The following is a 16,920-nucleotide window of genomic DNA, read 5'->3' as shown; positions in this document are numbered from 1 at the left end:
TAGCGTGGAAGAAGCCGAACGTCGCGCTCCATCGAGCGATCGGCGGTCGCGGCCCGGTGCCGTCACGCAGGTGATCCCTGCGGCACCCCGGCCCCCGCCCCTCTTCCGGCTCCCGTTCGAGGTTCTTCCGGCTCCCGTTCCGACGTTCCCCGGGGTCAGTACACGACGCGCATCAGCTCACGCAGGAGGAGACGTGACTCTCATGGCCGAAACCGCCGTCCGCAGGATCCGCCGCACCGCCCGCAGGACCGACAGCGCCGACCGTGCGATCGACCGCGAGACCGACCGGGTGAACGCCGCCGCCGCGCTCCAGCGGGCGCTGGACCGTCGCGACAACGGCGGCGTCACCGGCCACTGACCGACCCGTTCGGCCGAACCCGCGAGCCCCGCGCCGCCTACCGCCGCGGGCGGGTGATGTCGAAGTGGTCGATCCGCCGCCCGCTCTCCGCCAGCGCGGTCACCCGCAGCCGCGGTCGGCCGCCCGGCGCCGCCGGCTCGACCTCGACGGCGAGGAAGGAGAAGCCGGTGTAGCGCACGCGCGACCACTCCACCGTCTCCCGGTGCTTCACCTTGCCCTTGCCCCAGTGGAAGGTGTCCACGGCGTCCAGGTCCTTGACGTGGCCCTCGTAGCTGTCCGGCACCGGGAAGTCGTACAGCGACTTCCCGGCCCCGCCGGCGGTGACATACACGATGCCGTCGCGCGTGGAGTCGACGCTCGCGCCGATCGGGACCTTCTTGGCGACGTGCGTGCCCCGGATCGCGTCCGTCCGCTCGTAGACGTGGTTGTGGCCGTTGATGACGAGGTCGACCTTGTGCTTCTCGAAGAGCGGCAGCCAGGCGTCGCGCACCCCGCCGTCGGAGGCGTGGTCGCTCGTCGTGGAGAAGGCGCAGTGGTGGAAGAAGACCACGAGGAAGTCGATGTCGCGCCGGCCGCGCAGCTCGCGCAGGCGCCGGTCGAGCCAGGCGGTCTGCCTGCCGCCGGTGTACCCGGCGTTGGCGGCGATCTCGTACGAGATGTCGTTGGCGTCGAGCGCGACGACGCCGACGTTGCCGTAGACGAAGGAGTAGACGCCCGGCGCGTGCTTCGGGTCGACGCCGTTGCGCGGCAGCGTCCAGCGGGCGCTCTGGCCGCCGTAGCCGTTGGGGGAGTACCACGCCTCCATGTCGTGGTTGCCGGTGGTCACCATCCACGGCACGGACTTGGCGACCGACTCGGTCTGGGCGAGGAACTGGTCCCACACCCGTGCGTCGTAGACGTCGGTCGGCTTGCCCGCGCCGCTGTCGTCGGCGTAGCAGATGTCGCCCGCGTGCAGGTGGAAGACCGGATTCTGGCCCAGGATCAGCTGGTCGTTGGCGAGCGCGTCGTAGCTGACGCCCTGGTCGCCGAAGGCGGTGAAGACGAACTTCTCCGCGCGCGCCGGGGCGGTGCGGAAGGTCCCTATGGTGGAGAAGTGGCGCGGGTCGGCCGGGTCGTAGCCGTCGTGTCCGACGCCGTAGTAGTACGTACGGCCGGGGCGGAGGTTGTCCAGGGCGGCGTGCAGATAGACCTGGTCGACGGCCGGGAGCTTCTTGGGCAGCGCGGGGGTGTGCAGGTCCCGCACCTCGGCCTCGATCTTCTGGCTCAGGTCCCAGGGCTTCAGGCCCACCCGCACGAACGGCCGCCTGACCGCGAACGGCACCTGCCAGGAGATCCGCATCTGCGTCTTCGGGTCGGCGCCGAAGGCGAGGTGACGGCCGAAGGGCGCGACGAGCCCGCCGTCCACTCTCGTCGTGGCGGCCGGGGTGAGCAGGGTGGGGGAGAGGGGCTGGGCGTACGCGCCCGTGCCGCCGCTCAGCAGGCCCGCTCCCGTGACGGCGCCCGCGGTGGCGGCGCCCGCCCGGAGCATGCCGCGGCGGGTCAGCTTCGTCCGCAGATATTCGTACTGCTCGGGCATCGTCATACGGTCGGCGAGGTGCTCAGGAATACCTACCCGTGGTGTGTCCATGCCGCGAACGTGCCAGGAATCGACGACTCCGACACGGATTTTGAGTGAACGTGACCTTGCCGGCTCGCAATGTGTCCGCATGATGGACGGCGCGTGTCATCCAGCGGGACGGGGAGTACGGTCCCCGTTATGTCTCGCAGCATTCGCCTCGCAGTGATTCCCGGTGACGGTATCGGCCCGGAGGTCGTGGCCCAGGGCCTCAAGGTCCTCGCGGCAGTCCTCCCTTCGGACGCCAAGCTGGAGACCAGGGAATACGACCTCGGTGCCCGGCGCTGGCACGCCACCGGCGAGACCCTCCCGGACGCCGAACTGGAATCCCTCAAGGACCACGACGCGATCCTCCTCGGCGCGGTCGGCGACCCCTCCGTGCCGTCCGGCGTCCTGGAGCGCGGGCTGCTGCTCAAACTGCGGTTCGCCTTCGACCACTATGTGAACCTGCGCCCCTCCCGGCTCTTCCCCGGCACGGCCTCCCCGCTGGCCGGCCGCCCCGAGATCGACTTCGTCGTCGTCCGCGAGGGCACCGAGGGCCCGTACGTCGGCAACGGCGGCAGCCTGCGCACCGGCACCCCCGCCGAGGTCGCCACCGAGGTCAGCCTCAACACCGCCTACGGTGTGGAGCGCGTGGTGCGCGACGCCTACGAGCGCGCCCGGTCCCGCCCGCGCAAGAAGCTGACCCTGGTCCACAAGAACAACGTCCTCGTCCACGCCGGCCACCTGTGGAAGAACATCTTCGACCGCGTCGGCCGTGAGTACCCCGAGGTCACCACCGACTATCTGCACGTCGACGCCGCGACGATCTTCTTCGTCACCCAGCCCGAGCGGTTCGACGTCATCGTCACCGACAACCTCTTCGGCGACATCCTCACCGACCTCGCCGCCGCCGTCACCGGCGGCATCGGGCTCGCCGCCTCGGGCAACATCAACCCCAGCGGCGCCTTCCCCTCGATGTTCGAGCCGGTCCACGGCTCCGCCCCGGACATCGCGGGCACCGGCAAGGCCGACCCGACGGCCACCGTCCTGTCCGTGGCGCTGCTGCTGCGCCACCTCGGACTGACGGCGGAAGCGGCCCGCGTCGAGGCCGCCGTCGAGGCGGATCTCGCGGCGCGGGACGGCTCGTCCCGTACGACGGACGAGATCGGCGACGCGCTCGTATCGGCGCTCGTAGCCGACGTATCCGACGTCAGCAGGTAAGCCCCACCGCTGTGCTACCACGCGGTTGGGTGCGACCATCGACCCAGGCCGCGCACACGTTTCCGTCCCCGGCCCCACGCGAGCGATAATCGAACGTGGGGCCGCGGCATGAGAGAAAGCTCGGACGTCCTGAAGCCACCGGGACGGAGCGAGCGCGGTCCGCCACACACAAATGTGAAGGACACGCATCCATGACGACGCCCACGATCGAGCTCAAGCCCTCCGCGCACCCGCTGTCCGACGCCGAGCGCGAGCGCATCCTCGCGAACCCCGGCTTCGGCCGCCACTTCACCGACCACATGGTCACCATCAAGTGGACAGAAGGCCGCGGCTGGCACGACGCCCAGCTCGTTCCGTACGCGCCGCTGTCGATCGACCCGGCGAACATGACGCTGCACTACGCGCAGACGATCTTCGAAGGTCTCAAGGCGTACCGCCAGCCCGACGGCACGGTCGCCACCTTCCGCCCGGAGGAGAACGCCAAGCGCTTCCAGGCGTCCGCGCGCCGCCTGGCCATGCCCGAACTGCCGGTCGAGACCTTCATCGAGGCGTGCGACGCGCTCGTCCGCCAGGACAAGGCGTGGGTGCCCGGCTCCGGCGAGGCCTCCCTCTACCTGCGGCCCTTCCTCTTCGCGACCGAGGTCGGGCTCGGTGTCCGCCCGGCGAACGAATACCTCTTCGTCATCATCGCCTCGCCCGCCGGCGCCTACTTCCCCGGCGGCGTGCAGCCGGTGTCCGTCTGGCTCTCGGAGGAGTACGTGCGCGCCGCCCCCGGCGGCACGGGCGCCGCGAAGGCGGGCGGCAACTACGCCGCCTCCCTCGTCGCCCAGGCCCAGGCCGCCGAGAAGGGCTGCGACCAGGTGGTCTGGCTGGACGCCGTGGAGCGCCGCTGGATCGAGGAGATGGGCGGCATGAACCTGTACTTCGTGTACGGGGGCAGCGCCGACGGGAAGAAGCGGATCGTCACCCCGGAGCTCACCGGCTCGCTCCTCCCCGGCATCACCCGCGCCTCGCTGCTCAAGATCGCCGAGGACCTCGGCTACGAGGTCAGCGAGGGCCGCATCTCCGTCGAGGACTGGAAGAACGGCAACGCCGACGGCTCCCTCACCGAGGTCTTCGCCTGCGGCACCGCCGCCGTGATCACCCCGGTCGGCTCCGTGAAGTCGGCCCGTGCCGACTGGTCGGTGGCCGACGGCCGGCCCGGCGAGGTCACCATGGAGCTCCGCAAGGCGCTCCTGGACATCCAGACGGGTGCCGCCGCCGACACCCACGGCTGGATGCACCAGCTCGGCTGACGCCCGCCGCCCACGGAAGGCCTCCCCCGGAACCTCGGGGGCGGCCTTCCGTCGTATCCGGGCGCGGACGGGACCGCTGGACACGGGTGCCCGTGAACACAACGCACGCAAGTACGCGTGATCGTTGCCGCCGGAACCCTTGTCGCCGCGATGCCTCTGGGCCACCGTGATCACCCATGGGACAGCATTGGAAGAAGATCTGGGTCGGCTCCGCCGGCAACATGGTCGAATGGTTCGACTGGTTCGTGTACGCGAGCTTCGCCACGTACTTCGCGGGTGCCTTCTTCCCCTCGGGCGACGACACCGCGAAGCTCATGAACACCGCCGGCCTCTTCGCCGTCGGATTCTTCATGCGCCCCCTCGGCGGCTGGCTGCTCGGCCGGGTGGGCGACCGGCGCGGCCGCAAGGCGGCGCTCACCATGACGGTCACGCTGATGTCGGCCTCCGCCGTACTGATCGCCATCGCGCCGACCTACGCGGTCGCGGGCTACGGCGGCGCGGCCGTCCTGCTCGTCGCCCGGCTGCTCCAAGGCCTGTCGGTCGGCGGCGAGTACGCGGCCAGCGCGACCTACCTCACCGAGGCGTCCGCCCCCGGCCGGCGCGGCTTCGCCTCCAGCTTCCAGTACGTCTCGATGACCGCGGGCCAGATCCTCGGCCTGGGCCTCCAGATCATCCTCCAGCGCACGCTCACCAGCGACGAACTGCACAGCTGGGGCTGGCGCATCCCGTTCATCGTGGGCGCCCTGGGCGCGGCCGTCATCTTCTACCTGCGGCGCAACATGCTGGAGACGGAGGTGTACGACGCCGCCGACGAGACCCCGCGGGAGGAGCGGGGCACGATCCGCGCACTGCTGCGCCACAAGCGCGAGGCGTTCCTGGTGATCGCGCTGACCATGGGCGGCACGGTCGCGTACTACACGTACACCACCTATCTGACGAAGTACCTCTCCAACAGCGCGGGCCTGCCCAAGCAGACGGCGACGCTCGTCAGCTTCTGCGCGCTGCTGATCTTCGCGTGCCTCCAGCCGCTGGCAGGCGCCCTGTCGGACCGCATCGGGCGCCGCCCCCTGCTGATCACCTTCGCGGTCGGTTCCACCTTCCTGACCGTGCCGATCATGACTTTGCTCAAGCGCGCGGGCTCCTTCTGGCCGGCCCTGGGCCTGTCCTTGCTCGCGCTGGTCGTCATCACGGGCTACACATCGATCAACGCGTGCGTGAAGGCGGAGCTGTTCCCCACCTCCGTACGCTCGCTGGGCGTCGCCCTCCCGTACGCCATCGCCAACGCCCTCTTCGGGGGGACGGCGGAATACGTGGCCCTGTGGTTCAAGAAGGCAGGCGTGGAGTCCGGTTTCTACTGGTACGTGGCGGGCTGCGCGGCGGTCTCGCTGATCGTCTACCTGACGATGCGGGAGACGAGGGACATCGACCTGACCAAGGCGGCCGGCCAGGACACCCATCAAACCCGCCCGGCCACAAGCCAAGCCCGCCTGGCGTTTGAGGGCATCAGTGACCTGAACGGGACAACGGACCCCGCAAAAACCAGCCCGCCCGGCGCTTGAGGGCAACAGTGACCGCATAGTGAGACCACCAGGCACACCCATGGACACCCATGCCAGGATGGCCCCGTGCTTACGCTCGCCACGATTATTGGCCGCAGGCGCGCCGGTCCGCAGTGACCGCCCCGTACCACCCGTACGGCGCGGCCACCCTCGTCCCAGACCCGCGCGCAGACCTCTCGCATCCGCGAGAGGTCTTTTCGTTTCCTTTGGTGCCCCGGCCCACCCCGCCGAAGGCACCGCGCGGGACCATGAGGGGACGGTGGAACCGGTTATTCCGGTAGACCGAGATCCCGACAGGAGTCAGAGCAGCATGACCGACGCAACCGACGATCGCCTTCCCCTCGACGACAGCTTCCACGTCTTCGACACCACGCTGCGCGACGGCGCGCAGCGCGAAGGCATCAACCTCACCGTCGCGGACAAGCTGACCATCGCCCGGCACCTGGACGACTTCGGCGTCGGCTTCATCGAAGGCGGCTGGCCCGGCGCCAACCCCCGGGACACCGAGTTCTTCCAGCGCGCCCGCAAGGAGATCGACTTCAAGCACGCGCTGCTCGTCGCGTTCGGCGCGACCCGCAAGCCGGGCGTACGGGCCGAGGAGGACCCGCAGGTCGCCGCCCTGCTCGACTCGGGCGCCCCCGTCGTCACCCTGGTCGCCAAGTCCCACGACCGGCACGTCGAGCTCGCCCTGCGCACCACGCTGGACGAGAACCTCGCGATGATCCGCGACACCGTCTCGTACCTGCGCGGCCGGGGACGCCGGGTCTTCGTCGACTGCGAGCACTTCTTCGACGGCTACGAGGCCGACCCCGACTACGCCCTCCAGGTCGTCCGCACCGCGCACGAGGCCGGCGCCGACGTGGTCGTCCTCTGCGACACCAACGGCGGCATGCTCCCCGCCCGGGTCGACGCCGTGGTCCGCGCCGTGCTCGCCGCGACGGGCGCGCGGCTGGGCATCCACGCCCAGGACGACACCGGCTGCGCGGTCGCCAACACCCTCGCGGCCGTGGACGCCGGCGCCACCCACGTGCAGTGCACCGCCAACGGCTACGGCGAGCGCGTCGGCAACTCCAACCTCTTCCCGGTCGTCGCCGCCCTGGAGCTGAAGTACGACCGCCGGGTGCTGCCTGAGGGCGCGCTCGCCGAGATGACCCGGATCTCGCACGCCATCGCCGAGGTCGTCAACCTCACGCCCTCCACGCATCAGCCGTACGTGGGAGTCTCCGCCTTCGCCCACAAGGCCGGACTGCACGCCTCCGCGATCAAGGTCGACCCGGACCTCTACCAGCACATCGACCCCGAGCGCGTCGGCAACACCATGCGGATGCTCGTCTCCGACATGGCCGGCCGCGCCTCCATCGAGCTCAAGGGCAAGGAACTGGGCGTCGAACTCGGTGACGACCGGGAGCTGGTCGGCCGCGTCGTCGAGCGCGTCAAGGAGCGCGAGCTGGCGGGCTATACGTACGAGGCCGCCGACGCCTCCTTCGAACTGCTGCTGCGCCAGGAGATCGAGGGGCGGGCCCGCCGCTACTACCGGGTGGAGTCCTGGCGCGCGATCGTCGAGGACCGCCCCGACGGCACGCACGCCAACGAGGCGACCGTGAAGCTGTGGGCCAAGGGCGAGCGCATCGTCGCCACCGCCGAGGGCAACGGCCCGGTCAACGCCCTGGACCGGGCGCTGCGGGTGGCACTGGAACGCATCTATCCGCAGCTGGCCGGGCTGAAGCTGACCGACTACAAGGTCCGCATCCTGGAGGGCGACCTGGGCACCGGATCCATCACCCGGGTCCTGGTCTCCTCCAGCGACGAGCGCGGCGAGTGGTCCACGGTCGGCGTCGCGGAGAACGTCATCGCCGCGTCCTGGCAGGCCCTGGACGACGCCTACGCCTACGGCCTGCGGCGTGCGGGGGTCGAGCCGCAGGAGTAGAGCGGGGCGGCCTCAGAGGCTCTGGGCCGCCAGGCCCGTGCCGAGGAGGTCGTAGGCGCGGTCGGCGTCGGCGTGGGCGTCGGGGAGGGCGGCGTCGGCGGAGCGGCCGGTGGCCAGGCGCCGCCAGTTGTCGCGGGCGAGGACCTGGTGGACCGCGATGATCTGCGCGGCCGCCAGGCCCGCCGTCACCTCGTCGGTCGCACCGGTCTCCAACAGGGCCTGGGCGAGGTCCCGTTCGTCCTGGTGGGCGAAGCGCGTGAGGCGGGCCTGGAGGCTGGGGGTGGAGTAGAGCAGGTCGCGGTAGGCCAGGACCGCGGGGTTGTCGCACAGGCCCGTGATCGGGTCCCCGGCGTCGAGCCGCGCGTGGAAGTGGGCGCGCAGCGCGGCCAGGGGGGTCCGGTCGGCGGCGCGGCCGCGCACCACGCGTGCCGCCTCGCCCTGATGGTCGGCGATGCCGTGCAGGACCAGGTCCTCCTTGGCCGGGAAGTAGCGGAAGAGCGTCGGCTTCGACACCTCCGCGACCGCGGCCACCTCCGCGACCGACACCTGGTCGAAGCCGCGTTCCAGGAAGAGCTCGATGGCGGTCCTGGACAGGGTCTCCCGTGTGCGCTGCTTCTTGCGTTCCCGCAGTCCGGTCTCCTCGTTCACGGGATCACTCTATCAGGTGGTGTTACTCGGATACTTTCGTTACTCGGTTGCGTTTTCTGTCGCCGGGAGCTTTGATGGCTCTACCGATGACGGAGGGAACGACCATGACCACCACCGATGTGCTCGTCGTGGGCGCGGGGCCGACCGGCCTGACGCTCGCCATCACGCTCGCCCGGGCCGGAGTGCCCGTGCGGATCATCGACAAGTCGGCCGCGTTCCACCGCGCGTCCCGGGGCAAGGGGCTCAACCAGCGCAGCCGGGAGCTGTTCGACGACCTGGGGGTGGGGGAGGAGGCCGCGGAGTCGGGCATCGAGCACATCGTGCTGCGGAAGTACCGCGACGGCGTGGCGCTCGCCGATGACGTGACGTTCGGGGACCGCGTCCCCACGCCCGACACCCCGTACGCGAGCGGGCTGATCATTCCGCAGTGGCGCACCGAGGAGATCCTGCGCGGCAAGCTCGCCGCATACGGTGTCGAGGTCGAACTGGACTGTGAGCTCACCGGTTTCACGCAGGACGGGAACGGGGTGACCGCGACGCTCGCCGACGGCCGATCGGTCCGGGCCGGATATCTCGTCGGCTGCGACGGAGGGCACAGCCCCGTGCGCAAGGCGCTCGGCGTCGGCTTCGAAGGGGCGACCGAGGCCGAGGAGTGCATGGTGATCGGGGATGTCGAGGTCGACGGCCTCGACCCCGGTTACTGGCACCAGTGGTTCGACGAGGACGGTGCGATCATGCTCTGTCCGTTCCGCGGCAGCCGGCACTGGCAGTTGCAGGGCGCGCCCGAGCGGGACGCCGACGGCCGGCCGGTCGAGCCCTCGGTGGAGTCCTTCCAGCGGCTCTTCGACCGGCACATCCGTATACCGGGGCTGCGGCCGGCCGACCCGGCCTGGATATCGAGCTACCGCATCAATGTCCGGATGGCCGACCGCTTCCAGGTCGGCCGGGTCTTCCTCGCGGGCGACGCGGCGCACGTGCACTCGATAGCCGGCGGGCTCGGCATGAACACCGGCATCCAGGACGCCTTCAACCTCGGGTGGAAGCTCGCGCTCGTCGCGCGCGGAGCGGCGGGTCCGGCGCTGCTGGCCACCTATGAGGAGGAGCGGCTGCCCGTCGCGGCCTGGACGCTGAAGCTGACCGGCGAGCGGCTGCGGGTGGTGCGCGAGGCGGTGGCGAAGGCGGGTGTGGGCACGGAGGCGGTCGTCACCGACGACATCACCACGCTCGGCGTCGGCTATCGCTGGTCGTCACTGTCCTGGGGCGGTCGCGCCGACGGGGGCGGGGACGCGGACGGGCGCGAGGGCGAGGGGGTGAGCGGACTCGGGGGCGGTCTGCGGGCGGGGGACCGGGCTCCCGACGCTCCGTGCCGGGACGTGCTGACGGGCCGGGCGGTCCGCCTCTTCGAGGTCTTCGCCGGGCCGCACTTCACCCTGCTGGGCTTCGGTGCCGGCAGCGCGGCGGGGCTGGCCGAGGTGGCGGCCGGGTGCGGAGACCTCGTCCGGACGTGCCTCGTCGACGGCGGTGGCGAGGGCCTGTCCGACCCCCAGGGCCATGCCCGTGCGGCCTACGGGGTCGAGGACGGCGCGCTGGTGCTCGTACGGCCGGACAACCATGTCGCGCTGACCGTGGACGAGGGGCGGGCGCGGGACGTCCTCGACCGTCTGCGGGGGCTCGGTCGCTGATCAGGGCACTGCCACAGGGGGATCGGCGGGCTTCCGGGCGGCATCCGTGAGGCGTTCGAGAGGGGGTCAGGACTGGGCCGGGGACTTGACGGCGGAGATGTCGAAGGTCAGCTTCACCTTGTCGCTGACCATCACACCACCGGCCTCCAGGGCCGCGTTCCAGGTCAGGCCCCAGTCGGAGCGCAGGATCTCGGCGCCGCCCTCGAAGCCGACGCGCTCGTTGCCGTAGACGTCGGTGGCCGAGCCGTTGAACTCCAGGTCGATGGAGAGGGGGCGGGTGACGTCCTTGATGGTGAGGTCACCGGTGATGCGGTAGCGGTCGCCGCCGAGCTGTTCGGCGGTGGTGGAGCGGAAGGTCATCAGCGGGAACCGCTCGGCGTCGAAGAAATCCTCGCCGCGCAGGTGGGCGTCGCGGTCCTTCATGCCGGTGTCCACGCCGGCGATCCGGACGTCGAGGGAGGCGGTGGAGCGGGAGGGGTCGGCGCCGTCGAGGTGGAGGGTGCCCTCGTGGTCGGCGAAGGAGCCGCGCACGTTGGTCACCATGGCGTGGCGCACGGTGAAGCCGATGCTGCTGTGGGCGGGGTCGACGGTGTAGGCGCCGGTCAGGGCGGCCAGTGCCGGGTCCACAACCGGCGTGGCGGTGGTGGCCGTGGTGGTCGGGGTGCTGCTGTGCTTGCGGGTGAAGAGGCCCATGACTGCTCCTGCGTGAGAGGGGGTGGCGTTGAAGTTGAAGGTTCAACGAGAATGACGGTAGCGCGATCTGGTTCAACTTTCAACATCTAGAGGTGGGGGAATTCCGCGATGGACTGAGGGCTGGGGGGCGGATGGGACAGCGGGGCCCGGAAGCGGTCGCGTCATGGCCATTGCGCCTTCTGTGGGACGGTGCGACCGTGCCTCCCGCGCCCCGCCGTGCTCGCGGACCCGTCCGCCCGGGAAGGAACCGCCGTGCCCTCTGCCTCCGACTGGACCCGCCGTGGCTTCCTCGCCATCTCCGCCGCGGGCGCCGTCGCCTTCCGTCCGGCCCGGGAGGCGGGCCCCTTCCTCCCGCTCCGCCGGCGCTGGCGGGAGCTCATGCTCGGGACCGGCTTCGACGCGTCCGCCGAGCCCTACGCCTCGGTGCTGCGCCGGACCGGCGAGCTCGCCCGCACGCACCGCGCCGCCATGCGGCCCGCCCCCATGTCGCTGTGGCCCGACGCGCCCTTCGACCCGCCCGCCGGCATCACCCGGAGCTACGCCCGCCTGCACACCATGGCCCAGGCCCACGCCCAGCCCGGCACCGGCCTCACCGGCGACACCAGGCTCGCCGCCGACATCCTCGCCGGGCTCGACCACCTCCACGAGCGCGTCTACCACCCCGGCACCACCCGCTACGGCAACTGGTGGGAGTGGCAGATCGGCAGCCCCCGGCTGCTCCTCGACACCCTCACCCTGCTCCACGACGACACCGGCCCCGCGCGCCGGGCCGCGAACCTCGACGCCGTCGGCCACTTCGTCCCCGACACCGTCCTTCGCGACTACACCGGCACCAGCACCGGCGCCAACCGCGTCGACCTCTGCCGCGTCGTCGCCCTGCGCGCCGTCCTCGGCGCCGACCCGGCGAGAGCGGCCCTGGCCCGCGACGCCCTCTCGCCGGTCTTCCCCCATGTCACCCGGGGTGACGGCCTCTACGCCGACGGCTCGTTCGTCCAGCACACCTGGGTCGCCTACTCCGGTACGTACGGCCAGGTGCTGCTCGACGGACTCGGCCGGCTCTTCGCCCTGCTGCGCGGCTCGGACTGGGAGGTCACCGACCCCGCGCGACAGATCATCCACGACAGCGTCGAGAACGCCTACGCGCCGCTCATCCACAACGGCCTGATGATGGACAGCGTCTCCGGCCGGGCCATCAGCCGCGGTGTGCAGAGCGCCGACCCCCGGCGGCTGCCGCAGAGCGACCACCAGCGCGGGCACGCGGTCATCGCCGCCATCGCCCTGCTCGGTGAGAGCGCGAGCGCCGCCGAACGGGCCCGCTGGCACGCGCTGATCAAAGGGTGGGCCGAGCGGGACACCGGTGCCCCGCTGCGCACCGATCCGCAGTTCGGCGTCGCCGAACTCGCCCGCCTCGCCGCCGTCCTCGACACCCGCGGCCCCGCCGCCCCCGCGCCCGTGGGCCACCGGCTCTTCGCCGCCATGGACCGCGCCGTGCACCGCCGCCCCGGCTGGGTCGCCAACATCGCCATGGCCTCCGACCGCATCACCCACTATGAGAACGGCAACGGCGAGAACCCGCGCGGCTGGCACACCGGAGCCGGCATGCTCTCCTGGTGGGCCGGGCCGACCGGCCAGGACCAGTACACGGACGGCTTCTGGCCCACCGCCGACCCCTACCGGCTGCCCGGAACCACCGTCTCCGCCAAGCGGCTCGCCGACAACGAGGGCGGTGGCTGGGGCGAGCCCAGACCCGCCGTGCGCTGGGTCGGCGGCGTCACCGACGGGGAGTTCGCGGTCATCGGACAGCACCTCAAGGGGCTCGGCTCCACCCTGGAGGCGCGCAAGTCCTGGTTCTGCGCGGCCGATACGGTCGTCTGCCTCGGCGCGGGCATCACCGCCCGCGACGGCACCCCCGTCGAAACCGTCGTCGACACCCGCAATCTCGGTGAGCGCGGCACACCGCTGCTCACCGTCGACGGCGAGCAGCAGCCGCGCGACACCGGCTGGTCACGTGCGTACGAGCGCGTCCACTGGGTCCACCTCGAAGGGCACGGCGGCTATGTCCTGCCCGGCGGCGCCCCACTGACCGCCCTGCGCGAGGCCCGCACCGGCTCCTGGCGGGACATCAACACCGGCGGCAGCCCCGATCGCCTCACCCGTCGCTATCTGACCCTCTGCCACCCCCACGGCACCGACCCGACGAACGCCTCCTACGCCCACCTCCTGATGCCCGGCGCCGGCCCGCGCGCCCTCGCCGCCCGCGCCGCGGACCCGCATTGGCTCACGCTTCTCGCCAACTCCCGCGACGCCCAAGCCATTTGCCTGCCCACGCTCGGCCTCACCGCGGCCGCGTTCTGGGCGCCCGGCGCAGTGGGGGCGCTCGCCGTCACGGCACCCTCCGCCGTGCTCATCCGGGTGCGCGGTCGCACCGCGACCCTCCACCTCTCCGAGCCCTCGCGCACCGGCGTACCCCTGGACCTCACGTGGTCCCGTCCAGTACGCCGGGTAACCGCACAAGACTCCTCGGTGCGGGTGCTCTCCACAGGCGACGCCCTGCGGCTGCGCATCGCACCGGGAACGGCGGGCACTGCACATCACTGTAGGGTCACCCTGTGGTGACCAGCGGTGACGTCGCCGTACCTCTGGCGCCGTCAAGCTCCCCAGCCTACGGCTCGTGGCGAAGACTTTTGTGGGGTATTCACAGCGGTCACCCCCGATCGGGGGTGACCGGGTCGGAGCCGACTGTGCGCTTCTGTGTCGCCTGCCCACCAAATCGCACATGACGTTGTATGGAACCGACATGAGGTTCGGGCCCCCTCGCCACGTACCGTCTATGCATGAGCAATCTCGAAGGTGCGCCCGTAGAGGCGAGTGACGTCCGTGGGCGCGTCGCCGAGCTGCACGCCATCCGCGAGCAGGTTCGGCGTGGTCCGAGCGAGCGGGCGACCCAGGCCCAGAAGGCCAAGGGGAAGCTGACAGCCCGGGAACGAATCGACCTGCTCCTCGACGAAGGGTCGTTCTCCGAGGTGGAGCCGCTGCGGCGGCACCGTGCCACCGGATTCGGCCTGGAGAGCAAGAAGCCCTACACCGATGGTGTGATCACCGGCTGGGGCACCGTCCACGGCCGTACGGTCTTCGTCTACGCCCACGACTTCCGGATCTTCGGCGGCGCGCTGGGCGAGGCCCACGCCACCAAGATCCACAAGATCATGGACATGGCCATCTCGGCGGGGGCGCCGCTGGTGTCCCTCAACGACGGTGCCGGTGCCCGTATCCAGGAGGGCGTCTCCGCGCTCGCCGGTTACGGCGGCATCTTCCAGCGCAACACCAAGGCGTCCGGCGTCATCCCGCAGATCTCCGTGATGCTCGGCCCCTGCGCCGGCGGCGCCGCCTACAGCCCCGCGCTGACCGACTTCGTCTTCATGGTCCGCGAGACCTCGCAGATGTTCATCACCGGCCCCGACGTCGTCCGCGCCGTCACCGGTGAGGAGATCACCCAGAACGGCCTCGGTGGCGCGGACGTGCACGCCGAGACCTCGGGCGTCGCGCACTTCGCGTACGACGACGAGGAGACCTGCCTCGAAGAGGTCCGCTACCTCCTCTCGCTCCTCCCGCAGAACAACCGCGAGAACCCGCCCCGCGTGGCGAGCGAGGACCCGGCCGACCGCGTCGGCGAGGCGCTCCTGGACCTGGTGCCGGCCGACGGCAACCGCCCGTACGACATGCGCAAGGTCATCGAGGAGCTCGTCGACGACGGCGACTACCTGGAGGTCCACGAGCGCTGGGCCACCAACATCATCTGTGCGCTGTCCCGGCTCGATGGCCAGGTCGTCGGCATCGTCGCCAACCAGCCGCAGTCCCTCGCCGGGGTGCTGGACATCGAGGCGAGCGAGAAGGCCGCCCGTTTCATCCAGATGTGCGATGCCTTCAACATCCCGATCATCACCCTTCTGGACGTACCCGGCTTCCTTCCCGGCGTCGACCAGGAGCACGGTGGGATCATCCGCCACGGCGCGAAGCTGCTCTACGCCTACTGCAACGCCACCGTGCCGCGGATCTCGGTGATCCTGCGCAAGGCGTACGGCGGCGCGTACATCGTCATGGACTCGCAGTCCATCGGCGCGGACCTCACCTACGCCTGGCCGACCAACGAGATCGCGGTGATGGGCGCCGAGGGCGCCGCCAACGTGATCTTCCGCAAGCAGATCGCCGAGGCGGACGACCCCGAGGCGATGCGGGCGCGGATGGTCAAGGAGTACAAGGCCGAGCTGATGCACCCGTACTACGCCGCCGAGCGCGGACTGGTGGACGACGTGATCGACCCGGTCGAGACCCGGTCGGTGCTGATCAAGTCGCTGGCCATGCTCGCCACCAAGCATGCCGATCTGCCCTCCCGCAAGCACGGCAACCCGCCCCAGTAAGGGAGTCACGCATGGAGAACACGCTCGTACGCGTCGAGAAGGGCACCGCCGACGCGGAGGAGGTCGCCGCCGTCACCGCGGTCCTGCTCGCCCGTGCCGCCGCCGTCGGCAACCACCCGGCGCCGACCCGCCCGCGCCGCACCGCGGCCGGCTGGCGTCGCCTGGAGCGCACGCCCGGCTTCCGAGCCCCGCACAGCTGGCAGGGCTGACGCGCCTCCGGCCGAGGGTCCGGGGGTCGCCCCCCGGGCCAGCGCTGTCGAGCCCGCACAGCCGGCAGGGCTGACGCCGGCTCATCGGGCCCGCCGCACCACGCAGAAGGTCCCCGCACTCCTCGTGAGTGTGGGGACCTTTTTGCGTCGGCTCGGCCGACGGCTCACCGAAGGCGCGCCATGAGGGCATGTTCGACCAGCGTGATCAGAGCGCTCTTGGCCTCACCGCGATGGCGTGCGTCCGTGATGATGATCGGGGCGTCCGGGCCGATCTGGAGCGCCTCGCGGACCTCCTCCGGGGTGTACGGCTGGTGCCCGTCGAAGCCGTTGAGGGCGATGACGAACGGCAGACCGCTGTTCTCGAAGTAGTCGACCGCCGGGAAGCAGTCGGCGAGGCGGCGCGTGTCCACCAGGACGACGGCGCCGATGGCACCGCGGACCAGGTCGTCCCACATGAACCAGAAGCGGTCCTGACCCGGCGTACCGAAGAGGTACAGGATCAGGTCCTGGTCCAGGGTGATACGGCCGAAGTCCATGGCCACGGTCGTCGTGGTCTTGTCCGGCGCGTGCGTGAGATCGTCGATCCCGGCCGACGCGGAAGTCATCACGGCTTCGGTGCGCAGCGGGTTGATCTCCGAGACCGCACCGACGAACGTGGTCTTGCCCACGCCGAATCCACCCGCCACCACGATCTTCGCGGAGGTGGTGGAGCGGACTGCCTCGCCGCTAGAGGTTCCGAAGTCCACTGAGCACCCTTTCGAGCAGTGTCACGTCAGGCTGGCCGCCGGCGGACTCGTCGCCGCCGGGCTGATGGATGGCGACGAGCCCGGCCTCCGCCAAATCGGCGACGAGGATTCGGGCGACGCCGAGGGGGATGGAGAGAAGTGCCGAGATCTCGGCGACCGACTTGATCTCACGGCACAGATGGCAGATGCGCTGGTGTTCCGGCAACTGCCCTTGGAGCTGGGACGGCTGGGCCGTGGTGTGCACCAGTGCCTCGATGGCGAGCTGGTACCGCGGCCGGGTACGGCCACCGGTCATCGCGTAGGGGCGGACCAGCGGATTGTGCTTGCCCCCGGACCGGCCCCCGGAGGGCGAACCCTGCGCGCGCCGATGCTGCTGGGGCGGCTGCGCCGGGACGTGCGGCTGCCGCGGTGGCTCCGCGGGTGCCCGGTGGCTTGGCGCGGAGGGGAAGTTGAAGCGGTTCAACGGCGGTTGCGCCTGCTGATCATTTCCGTACGGGTAACCGCCTGGGGGCGTTGCCACGTCTCCTCCTCCAACTTGCCTGTCTGCTGCTGGTCGCGCCACCGCAC

At 71.0% G+C, this 16,920-nt stretch carries 14 protein-coding genes; 9 read left to right on the top strand and 5 right to left on the bottom strand.

The features are described 5' to 3' along the window. Positions 1-202 precede the first annotated feature (202 nt). Entirely contained in the window at positions 203-358 is a 156-nt protein-coding gene (locus ACZ303_RS10055) for a hypothetical protein (RefSeq protein ID WP_467337020.1), read from the top strand. A gap of 37 nt (positions 359-395) precedes the next feature. Here the strand turns inward: ACZ303_RS10055 and ACZ303_RS10050 are convergent, their stop codons facing one another. Further along, the gene (locus ACZ303_RS10050; protein ID WP_467337018.1) at positions 396-1,985 is read right to left on the bottom strand and encodes a purple acid phosphatase family protein; all 1,590 of its coding nucleotides are present in this window, start codon (positions 1,983-1,985) and stop codon (positions 396-398) included. A gap of 129 nt (positions 1,986-2,114) precedes the next feature. Between ACZ303_RS10050 and ACZ303_RS10045 the strand changes: the two genes are divergently transcribed. The 4 genes from ACZ303_RS10045 (at position 2,115) to cimA (ending at position 7,957) form a co-directional block, all read left to right on the top strand. Next, positions 2,115-3,176 (top strand): 3-isopropylmalate dehydrogenase, encoded by a 1,062-nt coding sequence (locus tag ACZ303_RS10045; protein ID WP_467337016.1) that lies wholly within the window; start codon positions 2,115-2,117, stop codon positions 3,174-3,176. Between the two features lie 191 nt (positions 3,177-3,367). Continuing rightward, positions 3,368-4,471: a branched-chain amino acid aminotransferase gene (locus ACZ303_RS10040; protein WP_467337014.1), complete on the top strand. Its 1,104-nt coding sequence runs from the start codon at positions 3,368-3,370 to the stop codon at positions 4,469-4,471. 176 nt (positions 4,472-4,647) lie between these two features. After that, positions 4,648-6,030, top strand: coding sequence for an MFS transporter (locus ACZ303_RS10035; RefSeq protein WP_467337012.1), 1,383 nt, complete (start codon positions 4,648-4,650; stop codon positions 6,028-6,030). A 310-nt stretch (positions 6,031-6,340) separates the two neighbouring features. After that, positions 6,341-7,957, top strand: a complete 1,617-nt coding sequence (cimA, locus tag ACZ303_RS10030) for a citramalate synthase (protein WP_467337010.1) — start codon at positions 6,341-6,343, stop codon at positions 7,955-7,957. Positions 7,958-7,969: 12 nt separating this feature from the next. Here the strand turns inward: cimA and ACZ303_RS10025 are convergent, their stop codons facing one another. Further along, positions 7,970-8,605 (bottom strand): TetR/AcrR family transcriptional regulator, encoded by a 636-nt coding sequence (locus ACZ303_RS10025; protein ID WP_467337008.1) that lies wholly within the window; start codon positions 8,603-8,605, stop codon positions 7,970-7,972. A gap of 104 nt (positions 8,606-8,709) precedes the next feature. Here ACZ303_RS10025 and ACZ303_RS10020 point away from each other — a divergent pair, with 104 nt between their 5' ends. After that, positions 8,710-10,287 carry an FAD-dependent monooxygenase gene (locus tag ACZ303_RS10020; protein WP_467337006.1) on the top strand — a complete coding sequence of 526 codons (1,578 nt, stop codon included), beginning with the start codon at positions 8,710-8,712 and terminating at the stop codon, positions 10,285-10,287. A gap of 66 nt (positions 10,288-10,353) precedes the next feature. Here ACZ303_RS10020 and ACZ303_RS10015 read toward each other — a convergent pair whose 3' ends face one another. Next, complete coding sequence (locus tag ACZ303_RS10015; protein ID WP_467337004.1) at positions 10,354-10,980, bottom strand: YceI family protein; 627 nt, start codon at positions 10,978-10,980, stop codon at positions 10,354-10,356. Positions 10,981-11,232: 252 nt separating this feature from the next. Here ACZ303_RS10015 and ACZ303_RS10010 point away from each other — a divergent pair, with 252 nt between their 5' ends. The 3 genes from ACZ303_RS10010 (at position 11,233) to ACZ303_RS10000 (ending at position 15,607) form a co-directional block, all read left to right on the top strand. Next, positions 11,233-13,596: a polysaccharide lyase 8 family protein gene (locus ACZ303_RS10010; protein ID WP_467337002.1), complete on the top strand. Its 2,364-nt coding sequence runs from the start codon at positions 11,233-11,235 to the stop codon at positions 13,594-13,596. 218 nt (positions 13,597-13,814) lie between these two features. Beyond that, entirely contained in the window at positions 13,815-15,398 is a 1,584-nt protein-coding gene (locus ACZ303_RS10005) for an acyl-CoA carboxylase subunit beta (protein ID WP_467337000.1), read from the top strand. A gap of 11 nt (positions 15,399-15,409) precedes the next feature. Then, positions 15,410-15,607 (top strand): acyl-CoA carboxylase subunit epsilon, encoded by a 198-nt coding sequence (locus ACZ303_RS10000; RefSeq protein ID WP_467336998.1) that lies wholly within the window; start codon positions 15,410-15,412, stop codon positions 15,605-15,607. A 164-nt stretch (positions 15,608-15,771) separates the two neighbouring features. Here ACZ303_RS10000 and ACZ303_RS09995 read toward each other — a convergent pair whose 3' ends face one another. Then, a complete protein-coding gene (locus ACZ303_RS09995) occupies positions 15,772-16,353 on the bottom strand; it encodes a GTP-binding protein (RefSeq protein ID WP_467336996.1) in 582 nt (193 codons plus the stop codon). Next, positions 16,334-16,873, bottom strand: a complete 540-nt coding sequence (locus ACZ303_RS09990) for a DUF742 domain-containing protein (protein WP_467336994.1) — start codon at positions 16,871-16,873, stop codon at positions 16,334-16,336. The genes ACZ303_RS09995 and ACZ303_RS09990 overlap by 20 nt, the downstream gene beginning before the upstream one ends. Positions 16,874-16,920 lie beyond the last annotated feature (47 nt).

The sequence above is a fragment of the Streptomyces sp. NPDC023527 genome (assembly GCF_055560115.1).
The sequence above is the reverse complement of the archived record's forward strand: the minus strand, read 5'-3'. Positions and strand labels throughout refer to the sequence as shown.

Bases quoted from the DNA above. Each gene is read 5' to 3' on its own strand.
- ACZ303_RS10055 (WP_467337020.1), top strand. From the start codon at position 203: ATGGCCGAAACCGCCGTCCGCAGGATCCGCCGCACCGCCCGCAGGACC.
- ACZ303_RS10050 (WP_467337018.1), bottom strand. From the start codon at position 1,985: ATGGACACACCACGGGTAGGTATTCCTGAGCACCTCGCCGACCGTATG.
- ACZ303_RS10045 (WP_467337016.1), top strand. From the start codon at position 2,115: ATGTCTCGCAGCATTCGCCTCGCAGTGATTCCCGGTGACGGTATCGGC.
- ACZ303_RS10040 (WP_467337014.1), top strand. From the start codon at position 3,368: ATGACGACGCCCACGATCGAGCTCAAGCCCTCCGCGCACCCGCTGTCC.
- ACZ303_RS10035 (WP_467337012.1), top strand. From the start codon at position 4,648: ATGGGACAGCATTGGAAGAAGATCTGGGTCGGCTCCGCCGGCAACATG.
- cimA (WP_467337010.1), top strand. From the start codon at position 6,341: ATGACCGACGCAACCGACGATCGCCTTCCCCTCGACGACAGCTTCCAC.
- ACZ303_RS10020 (WP_467337006.1), top strand. From the start codon at position 8,710: ATGACCACCACCGATGTGCTCGTCGTGGGCGCGGGGCCGACCGGCCTG.
- ACZ303_RS10015 (WP_467337004.1), bottom strand. From the start codon at position 10,980: ATGGGCCTCTTCACCCGCAAGCACAGCAGCACCCCGACCACCACGGCC.
- ACZ303_RS10005 (WP_467337000.1), top strand. From the start codon at position 13,815: ATGAGCAATCTCGAAGGTGCGCCCGTAGAGGCGAGTGACGTCCGTGGG.
- ACZ303_RS10000 (WP_467336998.1), top strand. From the start codon at position 15,410: ATGGAGAACACGCTCGTACGCGTCGAGAAGGGCACCGCCGACGCGGAG.